The 19,653-nt window shown below is 72.9% G+C and carries 22 protein-coding genes; 11 read left to right on the forward strand and 11 right to left on the reverse strand.

Annotated features, from left to right (window positions below):
* Positions 1-24: 24 nt before the first annotated feature.
* Positions 25-1,662, forward strand: coding sequence for a DUF885 domain-containing protein (locus tag TR42_RS13360; RefSeq protein ID WP_042216745.1), 1,638 nt, complete (start codon positions 25-27; stop codon positions 1,660-1,662).
* Between the two features lie 96 nt (positions 1,663-1,758).
* Positions 1,759-2,949 carry a PQQ-dependent sugar dehydrogenase gene (locus TR42_RS13365; protein WP_042216747.1) on the forward strand — a complete coding sequence of 397 codons (1,191 nt, stop codon included), beginning with the start codon at positions 1,759-1,761 and terminating at the stop codon, positions 2,947-2,949.
* Positions 2,950-2,953: 4 nt separating this feature from the next.
* Here TR42_RS13365 and TR42_RS15155 read toward each other — a convergent pair whose 3' ends face one another.
* The 4 genes from TR42_RS15155 to TR42_RS13385 all read right to left on the reverse strand — a co-directional run bounded on the left by TR42_RS15155 (position 2,954) and on the right by TR42_RS13385 (position 5,852).
* On the reverse strand, positions 2,954-3,322 hold the full coding sequence (locus tag TR42_RS15155; RefSeq protein WP_201770807.1) for a DUF952 domain-containing protein: 369 nt from the start codon (positions 3,320-3,322) through the stop codon (positions 2,954-2,956).
* Between the two features lie 101 nt (positions 3,323-3,423).
* On the reverse strand, positions 3,424-3,873 hold the full coding sequence (locus TR42_RS13375) for a methyltransferase family protein (RefSeq protein ID WP_052406143.1): 450 nt from the start codon (positions 3,871-3,873) through the stop codon (positions 3,424-3,426).
* Between the two features lie 36 nt (positions 3,874-3,909).
* Positions 3,910-5,025: a 1-acyl-sn-glycerol-3-phosphate acyltransferase gene (locus TR42_RS13380; RefSeq protein ID WP_236623443.1), complete on the reverse strand. Its 1,116-nt coding sequence runs from the start codon at positions 5,023-5,025 to the stop codon at positions 3,910-3,912.
* On the reverse strand, positions 5,022-5,852 hold the full coding sequence (locus TR42_RS13385) for a patatin-like phospholipase family protein (protein ID WP_042216748.1): 831 nt from the start codon (positions 5,850-5,852) through the stop codon (positions 5,022-5,024). The genes TR42_RS13380 and TR42_RS13385 overlap by 4 nt, the downstream gene beginning before the upstream one ends.
* Before the next feature lie 72 nt (positions 5,853-5,924).
* On the opposite strand from TR42_RS13385, the gene TR42_RS13390 reads away from it, so the two are divergent.
* The 4 genes from TR42_RS13390 (at position 5,925) to TR42_RS13405 (ending at position 9,465) form a co-directional block, all read left to right on the forward strand.
* On the forward strand, positions 5,925-7,610 hold the full coding sequence (locus tag TR42_RS13390; RefSeq protein ID WP_042216749.1) for a cytochrome c biogenesis protein DipZ: 1,686 nt from the start codon (positions 5,925-5,927) through the stop codon (positions 7,608-7,610).
* An 82-nt stretch (positions 7,611-7,692) separates the two neighbouring features.
* Positions 7,693-8,019 (forward strand): hypothetical protein, encoded by a 327-nt coding sequence (locus TR42_RS13395; RefSeq protein ID WP_143058979.1) that lies wholly within the window; start codon positions 7,693-7,695, stop codon positions 8,017-8,019.
* Positions 8,020-8,026: 7 nt separating this feature from the next.
* Positions 8,027-8,692, forward strand: a complete 666-nt coding sequence (locus TR42_RS13400) for a sigma-70 family RNA polymerase sigma factor (protein WP_236623444.1) — start codon at positions 8,027-8,029, stop codon at positions 8,690-8,692.
* Complete coding sequence (locus TR42_RS13405; RefSeq protein WP_042216752.1) at positions 8,689-9,465, forward strand: anti-sigma factor; 777 nt, start codon at positions 8,689-8,691, stop codon at positions 9,463-9,465. Before TR42_RS13400 ends, TR42_RS13405 begins: the two co-directional genes overlap by 4 nt.
* A 25-nt stretch (positions 9,466-9,490) precedes the next feature.
* On the opposite strand, the gene TR42_RS13410 is transcribed toward TR42_RS13405, so the two are convergent.
* The gene (locus tag TR42_RS13410) at positions 9,491-11,191 is read right to left on the reverse strand and encodes a cation:proton antiporter (RefSeq protein WP_236623445.1); all 1,701 of its coding nucleotides are present in this window, start codon (positions 11,189-11,191) and stop codon (positions 9,491-9,493) included.
* A gap of 118 nt (positions 11,192-11,309) precedes the next feature.
* Between TR42_RS13410 and TR42_RS13415 the strand changes: the two genes are divergently transcribed.
* Positions 11,310-11,903: a dienelactone hydrolase family protein gene (locus tag TR42_RS13415; protein WP_042216754.1), complete on the forward strand. Its 594-nt coding sequence runs from the start codon at positions 11,310-11,312 to the stop codon at positions 11,901-11,903.
* Between the two features lie 33 nt (positions 11,904-11,936).
* On the opposite strand, the gene TR42_RS14485 is transcribed toward TR42_RS13415, so the two are convergent.
* From TR42_RS14485 to TR42_RS13435, 4 genes are all read right to left on the reverse strand, one after another.
* Complete coding sequence (locus TR42_RS14485; protein WP_052406145.1) at positions 11,937-12,713, reverse strand: DUF6226 family protein; 777 nt, start codon at positions 12,711-12,713, stop codon at positions 11,937-11,939.
* A 20-nt stretch (positions 12,714-12,733) separates the two neighbouring features.
* Entirely contained in the window at positions 12,734-13,243 is a 510-nt protein-coding gene (locus TR42_RS13425; RefSeq protein WP_042216755.1) for an aminoacyl-tRNA deacylase, read from the reverse strand.
* Positions 13,243-13,704: a heme-degrading domain-containing protein gene (locus TR42_RS13430; RefSeq protein ID WP_052406148.1), complete on the reverse strand. Its 462-nt coding sequence runs from the start codon at positions 13,702-13,704 to the stop codon at positions 13,243-13,245. Before TR42_RS13430 ends, TR42_RS13425 begins: the two co-directional genes overlap by 1 nt.
* Positions 13,705-13,771: 67 nt before the next feature.
* On the reverse strand, positions 13,772-14,182 hold the full coding sequence (locus tag TR42_RS13435; protein WP_143058980.1) for a hypothetical protein: 411 nt from the start codon (positions 14,180-14,182) through the stop codon (positions 13,772-13,774).
* 200 nt (positions 14,183-14,382) lie between these two features.
* On the opposite strand from TR42_RS13435, the gene TR42_RS13440 reads away from it, so the two are divergent.
* Positions 14,383-14,961, forward strand: coding sequence for a DapH/DapD/GlmU-related protein (locus tag TR42_RS13440; protein ID WP_042216760.1), 579 nt, complete (start codon positions 14,383-14,385; stop codon positions 14,959-14,961).
* Here the strand turns inward: TR42_RS13440 and glpK are convergent, their stop codons facing one another.
* Both glpK and TR42_RS13450 read right to left on the reverse strand, forming a co-directional pair.
* The gene (gene glpK, locus TR42_RS13445; RefSeq protein WP_042216762.1) at positions 14,962-16,479 is read right to left on the reverse strand and encodes a glycerol kinase GlpK; all 1,518 of its coding nucleotides are present in this window, start codon (positions 16,477-16,479) and stop codon (positions 14,962-14,964) included.
* Between the two features lie 62 nt (positions 16,480-16,541).
* Positions 16,542-16,748 (reverse strand): hypothetical protein, encoded by a 207-nt coding sequence (locus TR42_RS13450; protein ID WP_143058981.1) that lies wholly within the window; start codon positions 16,746-16,748, stop codon positions 16,542-16,544.
* Positions 16,749-17,133: 385 nt separating this feature from the next.
* Here TR42_RS13450 and TR42_RS13455 point away from each other — a divergent pair, with 385 nt between their 5' ends.
* The 3 genes from TR42_RS13455 to TR42_RS13465 all read left to right on the forward strand — a co-directional run.
* Positions 17,134-17,610: a CoA-binding protein gene (locus tag TR42_RS13455; RefSeq protein WP_042216766.1), complete on the forward strand. Its 477-nt coding sequence runs from the start codon at positions 17,134-17,136 to the stop codon at positions 17,608-17,610.
* Positions 17,611-17,652: 42 nt separating this feature from the next.
* On the forward strand, positions 17,653-18,834 hold the full coding sequence (locus TR42_RS13460) for an exonuclease SbcCD subunit D (protein ID WP_042216767.1): 1,182 nt from the start codon (positions 17,653-17,655) through the stop codon (positions 18,832-18,834).
* On the forward strand, positions 18,831-19,653 hold an 823-nt coding region (locus TR42_RS13465; RefSeq protein ID WP_042216769.1), incomplete at its 3' end, for an AAA family ATPase. The genes TR42_RS13460 and TR42_RS13465, both read left to right, overlap by 4 nt.

Below are 19,653 nucleotides of genomic sequence, written 5' to 3' on the forward strand. Positions count from 1 at the left end.
CGATCCGGTTGTAGCGTCAGGCCCATGACCGACCTCACCGCGCTCGCCGACGAGTACTACGACTACGCCCTCGGGCTCAGCCCTCTCATGCTCATGTGGGACGGCCGGATCGAGCACCTCGCCGAGTGGGACGACGTCTCCGTCGAGGGCCGCGCCGCGGCCCACGAGCGGCTCCTCGGGTACGCCCTCGCCGCCGAGGCGATCGACCCGGGCGAGGACCTCCAGGCGCTCGCGCTGCGCGACACGATCGTCTCGCACGCCCGCTCGGCCGCGCTCCACCTCGCGTGGGAGCCGGAGCTCATGCACCTCAACCCGCGGATGGGCGCGTGGGAGACCGTCCTGTCGTTCGTCGACGCGTTCCCGCTGCGCACGGCCGCGCACGGCGAGGCGTACCTCACGAAGCTGCGCCATCTCCCCCGCTTCCTCGACGACCTCCTCGACGTCGCGGAGGACGCCGCGGACCAGGGCCGGGTGGCGGTCGAGCGCCACCTGCGCGACACCGCGGCCTCGGCCGAGGACTACCTGCGCTCCGCCCGCGAGGGCTCCGACCGCATGATCGCCCAGGCGCCCCCGTCCGACCTGGACGAGGCGTCCCGCGACTCCTGGGTCCGCGAGCGCGACCGGGTGGTCGCCGAGGACGTGCACGCGGGCGTCGCCCGCTTCGCCGACCGCCTGCGCGCCCTCGCCGAGCGCGGGCTGCCCGACGACAAGCCCGGCCTGGTGCACCTGCCCGGCGGCGAGGCCGTCTACCGCGACCGCATGTGGTCGCACCTCCAGCTCGACCTCACCCCGCAGGAGGTCCACGACCTGGGCCTCGCGCAGGTCGCGCGGCTCGAGGACGAGTACCGGGCCATCGCGGGCCCGCTGCTCGGCACCGACGACATCGCGGAGATCTACGCGCGGCTGCGCGACGACGACGCGCTGCGCTACTCGAGCGCCGAGGACATCGTCCGCGACGCGGAGGCCGCGCTCGCGCGCGCCGAGGAGGCGTCGCCCGCGTGGTTCGCGACGATGCCGCGCTCCCGCTGCCTCGGCCACGCCACCGACTTCGGGGCGATGGCGTACTACTCGGCACCCGTGCTCGCGACGGGCAAGGAGGGCGACTTCTACTTCAAGACCTCCGACCCCCACGCCTGGGCGACGTACGAGCTCGAGGCCATCGCGTACCACGAGGCCATCCCCGGGCATCACCTGCAGTTCGCCCTGCACGCCGAGAACGCGTCACTCCACGTGGTGCAGCGCGAGCTCTTCAGCACCGCGTACGCCGAGGGGTGGGGGCTCTACACCGAGCGGCTCGCGGACGAGATGGGGCTCTACACGTCCGAGCTCGCGCGCGTCGGCATGCTGAGCGCGGACTCGCTGCGCGCGTGCCGGCTCGTGGTCGACACGGGCATCCACGCGCTCGGCTGGAGCCGCGAGGAGGCGATCGAGTACTGCCTCGCCCACTCCCCCCTCGACCGCCACCACATCGAGCAGGAGGTGGACCGCTACATCGGCCTCCCCGGGCAGGCGCTGGCGTACATGGTCGGCCGGCTCGAGATCCTCGCGATCCGCGAGGAGGCGCAGCGCCGCCCCGGCTTCGACATCCGCGCCTTCCACACCGCGGTGCTCGGCTACGGAGCGGTGCCGCTGACCACGCTCAGGCGCCTCGTCCTGGGCTGAGCCGCAACCTCCCGGCGTACCCCCCCGGGGCACGCATACGGTTCGCACAGTGTCAACTTTTACAACGTCGTGATGCGTGCCTAACCTGGGCGGGCCATGTCGTTCTCCTCCCGCATCGTCGCGCTCGCGTGCGCCCTGCCGCTCACCCTCACCGCCTGCTCCTCGGCCGACGCCGGCGAGTCCGCGCCCAGCGCCTCGCGCATCGTCTCGGGCACCGTCCCGAGCACCACGGCGGACCCGGTCGAGCTGCCGACCGAGATCGGCGGCCCCGTCACGGCGTCGGTGCTGACCGAGGAGGTCGTCGCCAAGGGCCTCACCACGCCCTCCGCGATGGTGACCATGGCGGACGGCTCTCTCCTGGTGAGCGAGCGCACCACCGCGACCATCCGCCGCGTCCGCGCCGGCATCGCGACCTCGCTCAACGGCCCGGGCGTCGAGGCCCTGCGGTCGATGGCGAACGCGGAGCACTCGGGCGGGCTGCTCGGCATCGCGGTGCTGCCCGGCGACACCACCTACGTGTACGCGTACGTCACCCGCGCGGACGACAACGCCGTGGTGCGCATGGAGCTCCACGACGAGCTGCTGGGCCAGCCGACCGTCATCGTCGACGGCATCCCCGCGGGCGAGGAGGCCAACGGAGGCCGCCTCGCCTTCGGCCCCGACGGATTCCTCTACATCGGCACGGGCGACGCGGGCCGGCCCCAGCAGGCGGTCAACACGAAGTCGCTGTCGGGCAAGATCCTCCGCGTGGTCGCGAACGGCGGCGACCGGGACGGCGCCGGGGCGAAGGGCAACCCGTTCGGCTCCCGCGTGTGGTCGCTCGGCCACCACGACGTCACCGGGATCGCCTGGGTCGCCGACGGCCGCATGTACGCGAGCGACCGCGGCGACACCTCGGACGAGCTCAACCTCATCGTCGCGGGCGGCGACTACGGCTGGCCCGCCTCCGACGGCCTTCTCGGGCTGCCGTCGGGCACCGGGCTCGGCGAGACGGCGGGCGAGGTCACCGCGCCGGTCGCGGTCTGGGATCCCGCGGACGCCACCCCGGGCGGCATCGCCGCGACCCACGAGGGGATCTACGTCTCGGCCGTGAGCGGCGACCGCGTGTGGCGCCTGCCGCTGACCGAGGACACCACGGGCGAGCCGCACGTGCTGCTCGACGGGCTCGGCAGCATCCGCAGCGTGCTCACGGGCGACGACGGGATGCTCTACGTCCTCACCGGGAACACCGACGGCGGCAAGGCGGCCGAGGGCGACGACCGCGTGGTCCGCATCACCGTCGGCTGACGCGCTACAGGGGCTCCGGCAGGAGCCCCGTGAAGTCGTGAGCGCCGTCCTGCGCGAACGGCACGGGCGTCGCGGAGAGGATCGCGGCGCGCGGGATCGGACCGTAGAGATGCGGGAACGCGTCGTCGACGCCGGGCACCTGCTCGAACTCGACGCGCGCGCTCAGCCGATGCGGGTCGAGCGCCAGCAGGATGACGTCCCGGCCCGCGTAGAACGCCTCCGCGACGCCCGAGACCTGGCGCGCGAGGCTGAGGTGGATGAACCCCTCCTCGGCGAGCGAGCGGCCGAGGGTCGAGACGGTGTAGTCGTCCGACGCCTCGGCATCCCACGCGTCCGGCGTGGCGAGGTGGTAGAGCGTCGGCAACTCGATCACACGGCCATCGTGGCACGCGGGTACCTGCGGTGTCACGGGCACGACGATGCGATTCGCCGGCGAGCTGGATCGCGCGTCTCGAAACCGCGCGGACGCGCCGCCTACCGGGGCGCGCGCTTGCCCATCCCGGGCAGGAACTTCCCGGTCCGCGCGGCGTACTCCGCGTAGCCCGGGTACGCCTCGACCAGGTACCGCTCCTCGACCCGGGTCTTCACCTCGAAGAACGCCACCAGCACCACGGTGGCCACCAGGGTCCAGAACCGTCCGGACCCGACCGCCATGCCCACCGCGATCGCCATGATCCCCGTGTACATGGGGTGCCGCACGTAGCCGTAGATCCCGCCCGCGGCGAGGCCCTCGCCGTTGGGCATCGGCATCGGCGTGAGCGCGCGCCCGAGGTCCTTGCCCGCCCAGAACATGCCGAGCAGGCCCAGCAGGATCAGCGTGGTCCCGGCCCACAGCGAGCCCTCGAACCACGGCTCGGCGAGGAACGCGCTCACGCCCACCGCGAGGAACACGAGTCCCTGCAGCCCGACCAGCGCAAGCCCCATGACAGCACCCTTCCTCCGCGACGACATCGGGTCAGGCTACCTGGCGTCCCCCATGCCCACGCGAGGCTCGCGCGCCTCCGCCGCATCCGAGGTCTCCGGCTGGTGCGCGTCGATCCACGCGTCGACGGTCTCCCACCAGCCGAACAGCCACGCCTCGCGCTCCTCGCGCGAGGCGGGCACGTCGCCGTCCTCGGCGGTCCAGCCCTTGAGGACGATGCGCTTGTCGACCGGCAGCTCGCGCCATACGTCCGCGACGGTCGACAGCCGCTCGAGCCCGGTGTGCGCGACCACTACGACGGCCGCGTCGGGCCGCGCCTCCATCGCCGCCAGCACGCCGCCCGGGTGCGGAGGCATGACGTGGGGCATCGCCTCGGCGCGGTCGGCGAGATCGGCGTGACCCGCCGCGCGCAGCGCCTCGATCCGACGTGCGCGACGGCCGGGCGTCGCGTTGGCGCCCTCGGGGAAGATCAGCAGCGCGCCGTCCTCCCCCAACTGCTCCGCGAGCGCGGCGATCGCCTCGGTGCCGCCCGGCGCGCCGACCGCGCGGTGACGGCGCGGGGTGAGGAACTGCGACGGGATGCGGTGCAGCAGGATGTCGATCGCTGGATCCCACTGGAGCGTGTCCTTGAGCACGATCGCGGGCGCACGCCCGAACTGGTTGAGCAGCGCGTCCACGATGATGAACGAGTCGCCCGGACCGGCGTGCCGGCACACGACGATGAGCGGGTGCCCCGGCGCGATCGCGTCGAGGTCCGCGTCCTCGAGGTCGACCTCGAGGCGGAGCGTCCACCGCGCCTGCGAGAACAGCACCCGCAGCATCGTCCGCGCGAGCGCGAGGTGACGGCGCTGCGAGGCCTCGGTGCCCAGCCGCGTGCCGAACCCCTCCCACACCCACAGCGCCGCGAGCGCGACCACGCAAGCCGCGTCCCACAGCAGGTAGAAGCCCGCGAGCCAGACGATGCGCGTCGCGCGCAGCCGCCCGGGCAGCGCGAAGCTCACGATCGCCGCGACGAGCACGACGAACCACACCGCGACCGGGAGCCAGACGAACGCGAGCAGCACGAGCGCCGGCGCGAGCACCACGCGGCGCACCCAGCGCGGCGGGAGCCGCCACCAGCGCACGCGACGCGGCGACCGGCGCTCCGCGCTCACGCGCGCGCCTCGAGCCGGACGAGGTACTCGGCGGTCGCGGCCCGTGCCGCCTCGATCCGCGCGTGCGTGCGATCGAGCCTGCGGTACGCGCCGAGGCGCTCGTCGCCGGGCTGCTTGCCGCCGTAGGGCAGCACATGCAGCTCGACGTGGGCGGGCACGTCGGCGCGCTCGCGCTGGAAGCGATGGCGCCGCGCGATCTCGAACGAGACCCGCGCGACGTCGGCGGGGTGGCGCGGCGGGTGCAGCGGCTCGTCGATGCGGCCCACCTGGAGCACGTAGATGGTGGTCGCGCCGCGCGCGACCGCCTCCCCCAGCGGGATCGAGTTGACCATGCCGCCGTCGATGAAGTGCTCGTCGCCGATGCGCATGGGAGGCAGCGCCGCCGGCACCGACGCGCTCGCCAGCACCGCGTCGACCACGGGCCCGGTGTCGAACCAGTGCTCGGACGCGCGCTCGATGCTCGCGGCGCAGACCGCGAGCGGCACCGCGAGGTCCTCGAAGCGCGTGTCCGCGCCCAGCATCTGGGCGATGAGCCCGCGCAGCGCGTCGGGGTCGTTGAGGTGGGTGCGCGACTGCGCGAGGCGGCGCATCTGGCGGTAGATCGACTCGCCGTAGACCGCGTTGGCGGTCGGCGACGCCCAGGCGTGCTCGAGCCGCTCGACCACGTCCAGGGTGGGGTCCTGCGCGACGGCCGCACCGTTGATCGCGCCGATCGACGTCCCCACCACCAGCTCGGGCGCGATGCCCGCCTCGAGGAGCGCGCGCAGCATCCCCACCTCGGTGGCGCCGCGGACGCCCCCGCCACCCAGCACGAATGCGACGGTCATGGGTCCAGCCTAGGTTGCAGGAATGACACCGCGCCCGCCCATCCTCCCGCATCGTCGCTCCGAACCCGGGGCATGACAACGCTCATCGTCGTCGGACTGATCTCCGGCATCATCACCGCCATCAGCCCCTGCGTGCTGCCGGTCCTTCCGGCGATCCTCACCAGCGCGATCCAGGACGGCGGGCACAACCGCCGCCGCCCCCTCGTCGTGGTCGCGGGGCTGGTCACCAGCTTCGCGGTCTTCACCCTCCTCGGCGGCATCCTGCTGTCGAGCCTCGGCCTGCCCGAGGATCTGCTGCGATGGACGGGCATCATCGTGCTCGCGGTCGTGGGCATCGGCCTCATGATCCCCAAGGTCGGCGAGCTGCTCCAGCGGCCCTTCGAGCGTGTGCGGCCGGTCCAGATGGACCGCCAGGGCAACGGCTACGTCATGGGGCTCGCGCTCGGGCTGGTGTTCGTGCCGTGCGCGGGACCCATCCTCGCCTCGATCACGGTGCTCGCCGCGACCAACGGCGTGAGCTGGGGCCTGGTCGCGCTGACGCTCGCGTTCAGCGTCGGCATCGCGATCCCGCTGCTGGGCTTCGGCTTCGCGGGGCAGGCGATCTTCTCGCGCATCAAGGCGGTGCGCGAGCGTCTCCAGCTCATCCGGACCATCTCGGGCGCGGTGCTGCTCGCGACCGCGCTGGTGATCGCGACCAACGTCGCCGAGCCCCTCCAGCGGCTGGTCCCCGAGCAGCTCGCGAGCATCCAGAACGAGATCGAGGACTCCGACGCGGTGCGCGACGAGCTCGACACGCTCGCCGGCCGCGAGAACGCCGACATGTCCGCGAGCGGCGACGCGATCGGCTTCGACGCGTGCGAGGCGAACACCGCGGAGCTGCAGAACTGCGGCCCGGCGCGCGACCTCGTCGGGATCCAGGAGTGGCTCAACACCGACGGCGAGGCGCTCGACCTCGAGGAGCTGCGCGGCGAGGTCGTGCTCATCGACTTCTGGACGTACAGCTGCATCAACTGCCAGCGAACCTTCCCGTACCTCACGGCGTGGGACGAGCGGTACCGCGACGACGGCCTCACCATCATCGGCGTGCACTCCCCCGAGTTCGCCTTCGAGAAGGTGGTCGGCAACGTCGAGGACGCCGCCGCACGCTACGGGATCGAGTACCCGATCGCGATCGACAACGACTTCGAGACGTGGCGCGAGTGGGACCAGCGCTTCTGGCCCGCGCACTACCTCATCGATCAGAACGGCACGGTCCGCCAGGTCCACTACGGCGAGGGCGCGTACGCCGAGACCGAGGAGCTCATCCAGGAGCTGCTCGACACCCCGCCCCAGGCGGTTGTCGAGGCCGATGCCGGCAACCACACCGAGGGCCGCACCGCCGAGACCTACGTCGGCTACCGCCGCGGCGGCCCTGCCGTCGATTACCCGCGCGACGAGGCCTACGACTTCGGCTCCGCGGACGCCGCCTCCGTGGACGGGCTCACGCTCACCGGCACCTGGACCGTCACCGACGAGTACGCGAAGGCCGGGGACGACGCGCGGATCCTCATGCCGTTCTTCGCGACCGATGCGCACCTGGTCCTCGCGGGCGAGGGCACCGTCACCGTGAGCCTCGCGGGCGATCCGGGGTACGAGCGCACGGTCGACGTCGACGGCACCTCGGACCTCTACGACCTCTTCACCGAGGGACCGACGGAGGACGTGCTGGTGCTCGAGCTCACGCCCGGCCTCGAGGCGTACGCCTTCACCTTCGGGTGAGCCGCACCCATCCGGCGGCCCACCCGCCCCGAACAGCAAGCGTCGGGCCCCCACCCGGGGCGGTCCGCGACAGGGAGGAATCATGTACCGAATGCGCACGCTGGCCGTCCCGGCCCTCGTCCTGCTCGCCGGCACCACGCTCGCCGCATGCGGCGACACGGAGCCCGCCTCCACCGAGTCCGACGACACGATGATGGAGGAGACGATGGAGCCGGACACCATGGAGTCGCACGACGACGAGATGATGTCCGAGGAGCCCGACACCATGGAGTCGGAGGACTCGATGATGGAGGAGGACGACACCATGGAGTCCGACACGATGGAGTCCGACGACACGATGATGGAGGACGACTCGATGGAGTCCGACACCATGGAGTCCGAGGACGCGATGATGGAGGACGAGGGCTGACGGCCCCGTGACGGACGATGCGGAGGACCAGGTGAGCGCGCAGCGACGCGAGCGGGGGCTGCGGGCCGTGCCCGACGGCTCCCCCGCATCGGCGACGCCCGCCGAGGCCCGGAGGGACGATGCCGCGCGGCTCGCGGACCTGCTGGTGAGGTCGGGGCGCGGCGACGCGTCCGCCTTCGAGCAGCTCTACGACGCGCTCGCCGGCACGGTCCACGGCCTCGCCCTCCGCATCGTCCGCGACCCTCATCTCGCGGAGGACGTCGCCCAGGAGGTGCTCGTCGAGGTGTGGCGGGTCGCGGCCCGCTACCGCCCCGATCAGGGCTCGGCGCGGGCCTGGGTGCTCACGATCGCGCACCGCCGCGCGGTGGACCGGGTCCGCTCCGAGCAGTCCCACGCGGACCGCGTGATCGCGCACGGCGCCCGCCAGTCCGGCGACGTCGAGCATCCCGAGCAGGTGGTCGAGGCGATGGACGCCGAGTGGCGCGCCGCGCGCGTGCGCCGCGGGCTCGCGGCCCTCACCCCGCTCCAGCGCGAGGCGGTCGAGCTCACGTACTACAAGGGCTACACCAACCGACAGCTGGCCGAGTCGCTCGAGATCCCGCTCGGGACGGCGAAGGCGCGCATCCGCGATGCGATGATCCGGCTCCGGGACGCCTGGGAGGTGGCGCGATGAACGAGAACGTGCACGCCCTCATCGGCGCCTACGCGGTGGACGCGGTGTCCCCCGCCGAGCGCGTCGAGTTCGAGGCGCACCTGGGCGCATGCGACGACTGCTCGGTCGAGCTGGTCGGCATGCGCGAGGCCGCGGCGGTGCTCGCCGAGGCGGAGGCGGTCGCGCCGCCCGCCTCGCTCAAGGGCCGCGTGATGGAGAGCATCGCGCAGACCCCGCAGCTCGCGCCCCTCACGTCGGACGATGCGGCGTCACCCGACGCCGACCCCGCCAGCACCGTGCCCGCCGAGGGGGCACCGTCGGCGGTCCCCCTCGCATCGTCCCGCAAGCGGCTGTGGCCGCGCCTCGCGCTCGCGGCGGCCTCGGCCGCGGTGCTCGCGGTGGGCGGGCTCGTGGGCTCGTCGCTGGTGGAGCGCCGCCAGGACGACCTCGCGCTCGAGAAGGACGTGATGATGGTGACGAGCGCGCCGGACGCGCACTCGATGGACCTGGGGCTCGGCACCGCGCACCTCGTGGTGAGCGAGAAGATGGAGTCCGTGGTCGCGATGGGCGACGACTGCCCCCATCCCAAGGACGGCATGTCCTACCAGCTGTGGCTGGTGATGGACGACGGCACCAAGGAGGCCGGGCCCACGTTCATGCCGGACGAGGACGGCACCTTCATGGCGATCATGGAGATGGACATGGAGGGCGCCGCCGCGATCGCGGTGACCGAGGAGCCGATGGGAGGCTCGGCCGAGCCGACGTCGGCGGAGGTCGCGGTCGTCGAGCTCTGAGCCCGACGCGCTCTGAGGCGGCGCCTCAGTCGTCGCCCTCGGGGTGGTCGGCGCGGAGCTGGAGCGAGATCTGCTCGGCGTCGAGGATGCCGAGCGCGTCACCGAGGGCCTCCGAGCCGAAGGTGCCGACCGCGCGCGCCTCGAGCAGGCGCGCGCGCTGCGCGTCGATGATCGCGAGCCGCAGGTCGTAGAACCGCTCGCCGTGATGGACCGTCTCCTCGTCCTCGGCCCGCGCGTGCGCCATCGCGCGGCGCACCGCGTCGACCACCTCGGGCGGGTACGAGGCGCCGCGGGCCTCGGGCTGCTCGGCGTCCGCGAGCACCGTGTCGGCGACGCCGGCGAGAAGGTCGCGCAGCTCGGCCCGCTCGCGCTCGTCGTGCACGGACTCCCCCGCGATGCCCAGCCGCTGGGTCACCCACGGCAGCGTCGCGCCCTGCGACATGAGCGAGCCGACCGCGACCACGAACGCGATGAGCACCATCGTCGACCGCAGCGGCGTGTCGGACGGCAGCGTCTGCGCCGCCGCGACGGTGATCGCGCCGCGCATGCCCGCCCACACGAGCACGCCGCCCTCGCGCCAGCCGAGCGGCCGCTGCTCGAGGTAGTCGGCGTAGGCCGAATGCTGCTCGACGCGTCGCGCGACAGCCTCGCGGTGCGCGGGGTCCGGATGCGCCTCCGCCTCCGCGGCGAGCCCCTCCACATGCTCGTGGCGCGCTCGCACGCGCCGCGCGCGCCGCCCGGCCGCGAGCACCAGCGGGGCGACGTAGGCGATGCGGATGAGCAGCACGAGCCCGAGCGCGGCGAGCCCGAGCCACAGCGCGAACCACACCGAGCCGTGGGTCTCCTCGACGTCCTCGACGAGGGTGAGCAGCTCGAGGCCGAGCAGCAGGAACACCACGCCCTCGAGCAGCAGCTCCGCGGTGCGCCAGTTGGTGCGTTCGGAGATGCGGTCGGCGGGGCGCAGGTACAGCGGCGCGCGATAGCCGGCGACGAGGCCTGCGACCACGGCGGCGACGAGGCCCGAGGCGCCGAGGAGCTCGGCCGGCACGGCCGCGGCGAAGGGCGCGACGAAGCTGATCGCGGTGCTGTTCGCGGCGCCGGGCACCCAGCGGCGCAGGCGCACGTTGAGCTCGCCGGTCACCAGGCCGATGATGACCGCGATCACCACCGCCGAGGCGAAGTCCCACGTCGCCTGCGCGAGGCCCATCGAGGCGCCGGCGGCGGCGACGGCGGTGCGCATCGTCACCAGGGCCGTCGCGTCGTTGAACATCGACTCGGCCTCGAGCACCGTGACGATGCGTGGGCTCACCCCCATCTTGCGGATGATCTGCACCGCGACCGCGTCGGTGGGGCTCACCACGGCGCCGAGCGCCGCGCCGAGCGCGAAGCCGATGCCCGGGATCATCGCCATGAAGAACAGGCCCATGAGCGCCGAGCTGAGGAGCACCAGGACGATCGACAGCGAGCTGATCGAGCGGAAGTCGCGTCTGAACTCGGTCGAGGGCAGGTTGACGGCCGCGGAGTACAGCAGGGGCGGGATGATGCCGAGCAGGATGAACTCGGACTCGACCTCGATCTCGGGCATCCCGGGGATGAAGCTGACCGCGACGCCGAGCGAGACGAGCAGCAGCGGCGCCGCGACCCCGACCCGCGGCGCGATCGAGTGGACCGCCACGATCGCGATGACCGCGACCACGCCGATGAGCAGCACCTCGTCGATCCCCACGCGACCTCCCTGGAACGGAGCGGCATCCGACGGTCTCAGACAACCACCTCGACACCCCGTCGCGCGACCGGCGCGACGCTGGGGTCGCGCGGACACGCTCGCAGCGAGAGACTGAGGCATGGCCGAGATTCTGCTGTTCCACCACGCGAAGGGGCTCACCGAGGGGCTCCTGTCCTTCGCCGACCGCCTCCGTGCGAACGGTCACACGGTCCACTGCCCCGACTGCTACGCGGGCGCCACCTTCGACAACATCGACGAGGGCGTCGCGTACGCCCAGCGCATCGGGCACGATGCGCTCCAGGAGGCCGCGCATTCCGCGGCCCGCCGCCACCGCGACGCGGATGTGGTGATCGGCTACTCGCTCGGCGCGATGCAGGCCCAGCTGCTCGCGCAGGACCGCCGGCGCTTCCGCGCGTGCCTGCTCGTGGGCGGCGCGCTGCCGCCGGCCGCGCTCGGCGGGGTGTGGCGGCACGAGGTCGCGCTGCAGATCCACGTCGCGGATCCCGACGAGTGGGTCGAGCCGACCGAGATCGACGCCCTGCTCTATCACGCGCCCCACGCGCGCATCTACCGGTACGCGGGCAAGAAGCACCTGTTCATGGACGAGTCGCTGCCCGACTACGACGCGGACGCCGCGGACCAGTTCGAGGACCGCGCCACCGCATGGCTCGCGGACCTCGACGAGCACCAGCGCTCGCGCCAGATGGCGTAGGCGGCTCCCGCGCCTCGTGACGCCGGGGAGGCGTCAGGCGCTGCGCAGCAGCTTCTTCACGCGCTCGAGCGCGGCGTCGAGCACGGCCTCGCGCTCCTCGCGGGTCCACAGGCGCATCGGCTCCGGCTCGCGCTCCCAGGCGCCGTCGGCATCGTCCCGACGCGGGGGCCACGGCATCCAGCGCTCGCCGTGACGCTCGCGCTGGCTCTGCTTGAGCGCCTCGATGCGCTTCTTGTCGGCGGCGTGGCGCGGCTCGCGGCTGTAGCTCGCGCCGTCCTCGCCGCCGCTGATGGTGATCTCGATGCCGTCGGTCCAGGTGTAGCGCTCCTGGAAGCGACCCTGCGCGACCGACAGGACCAGGTCCTCGAGCAGCGCGGCGCTGTCCTCGAGGGACTCGTCGCATGCGTCGCAGCCGCAGGCCGGGACCCGCTCGTCGCCCGCGGCGCCCATCGCGACCACGATCCCCGGGAAGTCGGTCTCCGCGATCACGAGCGGCGCGCATGCATCGTGACGCGGCAGCAGCGTGGTGGTGCGGACGATGGCCACCTGGCCGTGCTCGTGGCGGCGCACCGTGTCCGGGGCGTCGGCGGGCATGCCCTCCGTGCGGCGCACGTCGACGTCGTAGGTCTCCTCGAGGTACGCGACCAGCGCGTCGGCGACCTGCGTCAGCGGCGCGAAGCGCTCGGGGTGGCGCGTCCGCGAGTAGGTGCGCTCGGGCGCCCCGTCGACACCCCAGCGGGAGCCGTAGGGGATCGGTTCGCCGTCTGCGTCGGTGAAGACGAGGTCGGGCAGCGTGGGCCTCTCGTACACGTGCGACACCCTACAAGGGGTCAGCCTCCACGGGGAGCGAGCACCTCGGTCACGTCGGCGATTCGAGCGTCCAGCACCTCGACCAGCTGCTGCGGATCCACGGTCGCGGCGACGCCGTGCGCGCCCGCGCCGATCGACACCGGGCCCTCGCGGGAGACGATGAGCGCGTCGGCGATCACGGGCCACGGCGCGCCGGTCGCGGGGTCGGGGCGCGAGCCGAAGGGCGTGATGGTGCCGCGCTCGTAGCCGGTGACCTCCCGCGCGACGTCCTTGTCCGGCATCGAGATGCGGTTGACGCCGAGCAGGGCGCGCAGCTTGGGCCAGCTGATCTCGCGGTCGCCCGGCACGAGCACGAAGAGATGCTCCCCCTCGGCGCGGCGGACCACCAGGGTCTTGAGGATCTGACGCGGCTCGAGACCGCGCACCTCGGCCGCCTCCTCGAGCGACCGGACGGGTCCGTGCACGGTGATCTCGACGTCGATCCCGGTGTCCGCGAGCGCGCGGACGGCAGGGGTGTCGGGCGTGCCCATCAGGCGCCCAGATACCGGGTGCCGGTCGCATCCGGGCCGTGCGGCGACACGAACGCGAGCCTCGCGATGCCGCGCACCGCGGCGATGAACCACTCGGCGATCATCTCGTCCGCCTCGCCCTCGACCCCGGAGAAGGCGACGACCAGCCCGTGACGCACCACGCCGCCCGGGTACACGATGTCGCCTGCCGTGTAGAGGTGGGGCGCGTCCATGCGCACCCGCGAGGTGTCGAGCCCGGCCCGCTCCGCGACCTTGGCCTTCGCGACCGCATAGCCGTAGGTCTTGTCCTCGGTGTCGCCGATGGAGCCCGACCACAGCATCGTGCCGGGCCGTGCCGGGTCCATCACCACCAGGTCTCCCACCGCGTCGCGGATCACGCCGCGGGCGGCGGCCGTCGCGATCGCGGGCTTCACGAGCTCCCACGCCTGCGCGCAGATCTCAGGGGTCAGGCCGACGAACATTCGAGTCCCTCCTCGCACCGGGTCCGGGACCACGCTAGCGCGCCGGCGGTCACCCCGAAGCGCCTGTTCAGCGCGTCATCGACTGCTGGAACTCCAGCAGCGCGGGGCCGTCGTAGGTGAGCATCGCGGGCGGCGCGGGGAGGGGGGCGAAGAACCCCTCGGAGAACTCGGTCGCGCCCTGGACCGCAGACGTCCCGGTCGCGAAGGCCGGGGTCGCGGTGCCGACGTACCAGCCGGCGAACGCGTCGACCGCCTGGCCGACCACGCCGGCGCTCAGCACCCACCACATCCCGTACGCGATCGCGGCACCCGCGACCGCCTGGACGAGCACGTCGAACCACGCGATGCCGCGGCCGCTCGCGACGGCCGTCGCGTCCCGCGCGGGACGTCGGACGCCGGCCCAGGCGCGCACCTCCGGCAGGAGCGTCCGTCCGCGGCGTGAGCTCCAGGAGCCGACTGAGATGTGTGGAACTGTCACTTTTACCCCTCTCTCAGTTCACTGTCTCGGCGCACTTCCTGCAACCGGAGCGAGGTGACGTTCATTTCAATCTCAGGTAAAGACGCGGCCAACGCGTGAAACGTTGGGTCAAGCCTTCGCCCCTGCAGAGGCGCTCCCCTTCCGCGCCGCCGCGCGGCGCGGCATGATCGGGGAAGGCGACGTTGAGGGGGCGATCGACGGTGGACGAGGACGTACGGACGCAGCCGCCCGTGATCCCGCTGGCGGACGCGCCGGGCGAGCGGGCCGCGTGGGGGCGCTCCCCCGCCGTGATCGCCGCGTGGATGCTGGTCGAGTGGCTGCTGGTCACCAACGCGCTGCAGCCGTCGTCGCGCCTGCGCGTCGCGGCGCTGCGGGCCTTCGGCGCGACCATCGGCGACGGCGTGGTGTTCCGCCAGCGCACGCGCGTCAAGCTGCCGTGGAGGCTCGAGATCGGCGACCACTGCTGGATCGGCGAGGGCGTGTGGATCCACAACCAGGACCAGGTGACCATCGGGCACGATGCCGTGGTGTCCCAGGACACGATGCTCACCACCGGCAGCCACGCGCACCGGCGCGACATGGCGCTCATCACGCGGCCGCTGGTGATCGAGCCCGGGGTCTGGGTGACCTCGCGCTGCATCGTCACGGGCGGGGTCACGCTCGGGCGCTCCTGCCTGGTCGGGCCCGGCAGCGTGGTGTCGCGCGACGTGGCGCCCGGCCGCATCGTCGCCGGCAACCCCGCTCAGGACGCCGGGGCCCGCTTCGGCGAGGAGGCGTAGCTACTCGTCGACGTCCTCGTCGACCCAGTCGAGCGAGCGCGCGACAGCCTTGCGCCAGTTCCGGTAGAGCCGCTCCGCCTCGCGGCGGGGCATGAGCGGACCCCAGCGGCGGTCCTCGTGCCAGTGGTCGCGCAGCTCGTCGAGGTCGCGCCAGTAGCCCGTCGCGAGCCCGGCCGCATGCGCCGCGCCCAGCGCGGTCGCCTCGGTGACCTCGGGCCGGACCACGTCGAGCCCCAGGACGTCGGCCATGAACTGCATCAGCAGGTTGTCCACCGCCATGCCGCCGTCGACGTTGAGGGCCTGGAGCGGCAGCCCCGCATCGGCCTCGCCCGCCGCGACCACGTCGCGGGTCTGGAACACCGTCGCCTCGAGCGCGGCGCGCGCGAGGTGGGCCTTGGTGACGAACTGCGTGAGGCCCACCACGGTGCCGCGCGCGTCGGGCCGCCACAGGGGCGCGAAGAGCCCCGAGAACGCCGGCACGATGTAGACGCCGCCGTTGTCGGGCACGCTCGACGCGAGCGTCTCGATGTCGCCGGACTCGTCGATGATGCCGAGGTTGTCCCGCAGCCACTGCACCAGCGCGCCCGTCACCGCGATCGAGCCTTCGAGCGCGTACTGCGCGGGCGCATCGCCCAGCCGGTACGCGACCGTGGTGAGCAGCCCGTTGTCGCTATGGATCACCAGGTCGCCCGTGTTGACCAGCAGGAACGCGCCCGAGCCGTACGTGCCCTTCGACTCCCCCGGGTCGAAGGCCGCCTGCCCGAACATCGCGGCCTGCTGGTCGCCGAGGATGCCCGCGAGCGGCACATCGCGCAGCAACGAGTTGGTGTGGCCCACGCCGTAGACCTCGGAGCTCGAGCGGATCTCGGGGAGCATCGCGCGCGGGATGCGGAAGGCCTCGAGCACCTCGTCGCTCCACTCGAGGGCCTGGATGTCCATGAGGAGCGTGCGCGACGCGTTGGTGACGTCGGTGACGTGGATGCCGCCCTCGACGCCACCCGTGAGGTTCCAGGCGAGCCACGTGTCGGGGGTGCCGAAGGCGAGGTGCCCGGCCTCGGCATCGTCCCGCGCCCCCGCGACGTTGTCGAGGATCCACGCGAGCTTGCTCGCGCTGAAGTAGGTCGCGAGCGGGAGCCCGGTGATGTGGCGGAAGCGGTCGACGCCGCCCTCGTCCGCGAGCACGTCGATCTCCGGCTGCGTGCGCGTGTCCTGCCACACGATCGCCGGATGCACCGGCTCGCCCGTGCGGCGGTCCCACACGATGGTGGTCTCGCGCTGGTTCGCGATGCCGAGCGCCGCGACGTCGAGCCGCGTGATGTTCGCCTGCGCGAAGGCCTCCGCGACCACGAGCCGCGTGTGCGCCCAGATCTCGACGGGGTCGTGCTCGACCCAGCCGGCGCGCGGGAGCAGCTGACGATGCTCGCGCTGAGCCTGGGCGACGATGCTCGCGTCGCGGTCGAAGACGATGGCGCGCGTCGACGTGGTGCCCTGGTCGATCGCGAGGACGTAACGCGTCATGCCCTCACGCTAGCCAGTGCGGGCGCCGCGCGCCCGGCGTCGCGCCGATTCGCGCGCGGCGCCTACCAGGAGCGTCGGGACGGGCGGTACGCGCGGTAGACGCCGACGGCCCACAGCGGGACGATCACGGCGAGGGCGAGCAGGAACTGCACCGCGGACGAGCTCCAGCCGGAGCCGTCGCGGAACATCCACACGACGTAGCCCGCGACGCCCATCGCCACGAATGCGGCCAGGCTCGCGTCGATCGCCGCCCTGGTCGTGTCCTTCATGCCCTTCACAGCTTCCCCCCGGTCGCCTCATCGGTCGCATCGTCGGCGCGCGTCTGCGGCGCCTGTTCCAGCCTGGCGCGGGCGCGCGGGACGGCAAAGCCCCCTCTTCTGGGGGTGCGCGGAACGAACCCCCACAAATGGGGTCTGGCGGCGGTCGGCGGGCAGCGCGACGATGCCGTCATGTCTCAGCCCGCGCCCGAGCGCCCCGTCTCCGCCTACGCCGTCCTGGTGTGGGCCTGGTGTGCGCTCGTGGTCGTGGGCGGGGCCGCACTGGCGGCGCTGCTGCTGTAGCCGCACGCACCGCCCGCGCGTCGCCGCGTTGCCACGACGGCCGTGCGGCGCGACCATGGAAGAGTCCCCGCCGACGCTCCGAAGGAGAGCAGACATGCCTGCCATCAAGGAGGCCGCGGAGGCCTTTCTCTCGCACAAGCGCATCGCCGTCACGGGCGTCTCGCGCACCCCCGGATCGCACGGCTCGAACGCCGTCTACCAGCGGCTGCGCGAGCGCGGCTACGAGGCGATCGCCATCAACCCGAACGCCGAGACCGTCGAGGGCGACCCCTGCTATCCGTCGCTGGGCGCGGTGCCCGGCGGGGTCGAGGCCGTGGTGATCGGCACGCGCCCCGACCGCGCGCTCGAGACGGTCAAGGAGGCGTCTTCGCTCGGGATCGGCGAGGTGTGGATGCACCGGGGCCCCGGCGGCGGCAGCGTGGACGATGCGGCGGCGGCCTGGGGACGCGAGCACGGGATGACCGTGATCGACGGCGGCTGCCCGCTGATGTTCGGGCCGACCGCCGACGGCGGCCACAAGTTCATGTGCGCGCTGTTCAAGCTGTCGGGCAACGTGCCGCGCAGCGTGTGAGGCGGGTGCGGCGCTGTCCCACCCTCCCGCTAGCCTCGCGGCATGCGGATCCTCCATACGAGCGACTGGCACATCGGCCGCACCTTCCACGGCCACAGCACCGACGCGCACCTCAGCGAGGTGCTCGCGGCCCTCGCCGACGCGGTGCGCGAGCACGGCGTCGACGCCGTGGTGGTCGCGGGCGACGTCTTCGACAGCTCGACCCCTAAGGCCGAGGCCTTCACCATGCTCAACGCCGCCGTGCGCGCGATCCGCGACGCCGGCGCCACGGTCATCCTCACCTCCGGCAACCACGACGGCCCCGCACGACTGGGCCACATGGCCGAGTTCGCCGCCTTCGGCGGGGTGCACGTCATGGCGGATCTCGCTCGCCTCGCCACGCCCGTGACGCTCGAGGACGCGCACGGCGAGGTCCACCTCTACGGCATCCCCTACGTCCACCCGGAGTTCCTGCGCGCCGCGTACGAGGACTTCGACGGGACCACGCATGGCGACGCGCTCGCCTTCGCGATGGGCCTGATCCGGGACGATGCGGCGGCGCGCGGGGGGCGCTTCATCGTCGCCTCCCACTGCTTCGCGGGCCGGGCGGGCGAGGCGCCGGGCGAGACCACCGAGCTCTCGGGCCGCGCCGAGGAGCGCGACATCTCGCGCGGCGGCCTCAACCTCGTCGACCTCTCGGTCTTCGACGGACCGGACTACGTCGCGCTCGGCCACATCCACTCGCACCAGACGCTGTCGGAGCGCGTGCGCTACTCGGGCGCTCCCCTGCGCTTCAGCTTCGGGGAGATCAGCTCGGACAAGATCGCATGGCTCGTCGACCTCGACGCGTCAGGGCTCGCCGCGGTCGAGCGGCTCGCGCTCCCGACGCCGCGCCGCGCGGTGCGGCTCGAGGGCACTCTCGAGGAGCTGCTCTCCCCCGACGCGCACGCGGACGCGACCGAGGCCTGGGTCGAAGCGATCCTCACCGACGACCAGCTCCCCCGCGACGCGATGCGCGCGCTGCAGGGCCGCTTCCCGTACGCGGTGACGCTCACGCATCGTCCCGCGCATCGCGCCGACCACGGCGACGCGGGGTACGCCGAGCGCGTCGAGGGCCGCACGGATCTCGAGATCGTCGACGAGTTCCTCGGCTTCGTGCGCAACGGCGCGGCGCTCAGCGCCGACGAACGCGGGCTCGTCACGGACGCGCTCGCCGCCCTCGAGTCCGCGGAGGCCGCGCGATGAAGATCCAGCGTCTCGCCTTCGAGGGCTTCGGCCCGTACCTCGCCCGCCAGGAGATCGACTTCGAGCTGTTCGACACCGAGGGGCTGTTCGTCATCTCGGGCAAGACCGGCGCGGGCAAGTCGACCGTCCTCGACGCGATCTGCTTCGCGCTGTACGAGCGCGTGCCCCGCTACGACAAGGCCGAGCCCGTGCTCCGCAGCCACTTCTGCACGCCCGAGGACCCGACCACGGTGACGCTCGAGTACGAGCTCCACGGCACTCGGTACAAGATCTGGCGCTCGCCGGCCTATGAGCGACCCAAGGCGCGCGGCACCGGCACCACCACCAAGAAGGCCGAGGCCGAGCTCCATGTCTGGCGCGACGGCGGCTGGGAGATCCTCGCGGGCATGCCCCGCGAGGTCGCCGAGCACGTCGCCGCGACCGTCCCGCTCAGCGCGGACCAGTTCCTCCAGGTGATCCTGCTCGCGCAGGGACGCTTCGCCGAGTTCCTCAAGGCGGACACGGGCGAACGGCGCGCGCTGCTGCGCTCGCTGTTCGGCACGCAGCGTTTCGATCACTTCGAGGCGAAGATCCGGGAGGTCGCGCGGGCGCGCTCGACCGCGGTGGAGGCGGCCGATGCGGAGCTGGCCGCGCTGGCGCGCCGCGCCGCGGTGCTCGCGACGGTCGACGAGCCGACGCTCGCGCAGCGCGACGAGTTCTGGGACGAGACCGCGTCCGCGCTGACGGCCGCGGCCGGGGAGGCCGCGACCACGCGGGCCCAGGCTTCCGTGGCGGCCGAGGCCGCCGCCGCGGCGCTGACCGAGGCGCGCGCCACCGAGG

The organism is Demequina mangrovi (genome assembly GCF_000759715.1).
Taxonomy (GTDB): Bacteria; Actinomycetota; Actinomycetes; order Actinomycetales; family Demequinaceae; genus Demequina; species Demequina mangrovi.

Bases quoted from the DNA above. Each gene is read 5' to 3' on its own strand.
- TR42_RS13360 (WP_042216745.1), top strand. From the start codon at position 25: ATGACCGACCTCACCGCGCTCGCCGACGAGTACTACGACTACGCCCTC.
- TR42_RS13365 (WP_042216747.1), top strand. From the start codon at position 1,759: ATGTCGTTCTCCTCCCGCATCGTCGCGCTCGCGTGCGCCCTGCCGCTC.
- TR42_RS13375 (WP_052406143.1), bottom strand. From the start codon at position 3,873: ATGGGGCTTGCGCTGGTCGGGCTGCAGGGACTCGTGTTCCTCGCGGTG.
- TR42_RS13385 (WP_042216748.1), bottom strand. From the start codon at position 5,852: ATGACCGTCGCATTCGTGCTGGGTGGCGGGGGCGTCCGCGGCGCCACC.
- TR42_RS13390 (WP_042216749.1), top strand. From the start codon at position 5,925: ATGACAACGCTCATCGTCGTCGGACTGATCTCCGGCATCATCACCGCC.
- TR42_RS13395 (WP_143058979.1), top strand. From the start codon at position 7,693: ATGTACCGAATGCGCACGCTGGCCGTCCCGGCCCTCGTCCTGCTCGCC.
- TR42_RS13405 (WP_042216752.1), top strand. From the start codon at position 8,689: ATGAACGAGAACGTGCACGCCCTCATCGGCGCCTACGCGGTGGACGCG.
- TR42_RS13415 (WP_042216754.1), top strand. From the start codon at position 11,310: ATGGCCGAGATTCTGCTGTTCCACCACGCGAAGGGGCTCACCGAGGGG.
- TR42_RS13425 (WP_042216755.1), bottom strand. From the start codon at position 13,243: ATGGGCACGCCCGACACCCCTGCCGTCCGCGCGCTCGCGGACACCGGG.
- TR42_RS13430 (WP_052406148.1), bottom strand. From the start codon at position 13,704: ATGTTCGTCGGCCTGACCCCTGAGATCTGCGCGCAGGCGTGGGAGCTC.
- glpK (WP_042216762.1), bottom strand. From the start codon at position 16,479: ATGACGCGTTACGTCCTCGCGATCGACCAGGGCACCACGTCGACGCGC.
- TR42_RS13450 (WP_143058981.1), bottom strand. From the start codon at position 16,748: ATGAAGGACACGACCAGGGCGGCGATCGACGCGAGCCTGGCCGCATTC.
- TR42_RS13455 (WP_042216766.1), top strand. From the start codon at position 17,134: ATGCCTGCCATCAAGGAGGCCGCGGAGGCCTTTCTCTCGCACAAGCGC.
- TR42_RS13460 (WP_042216767.1), top strand. From the start codon at position 17,653: ATGCGGATCCTCCATACGAGCGACTGGCACATCGGCCGCACCTTCCAC.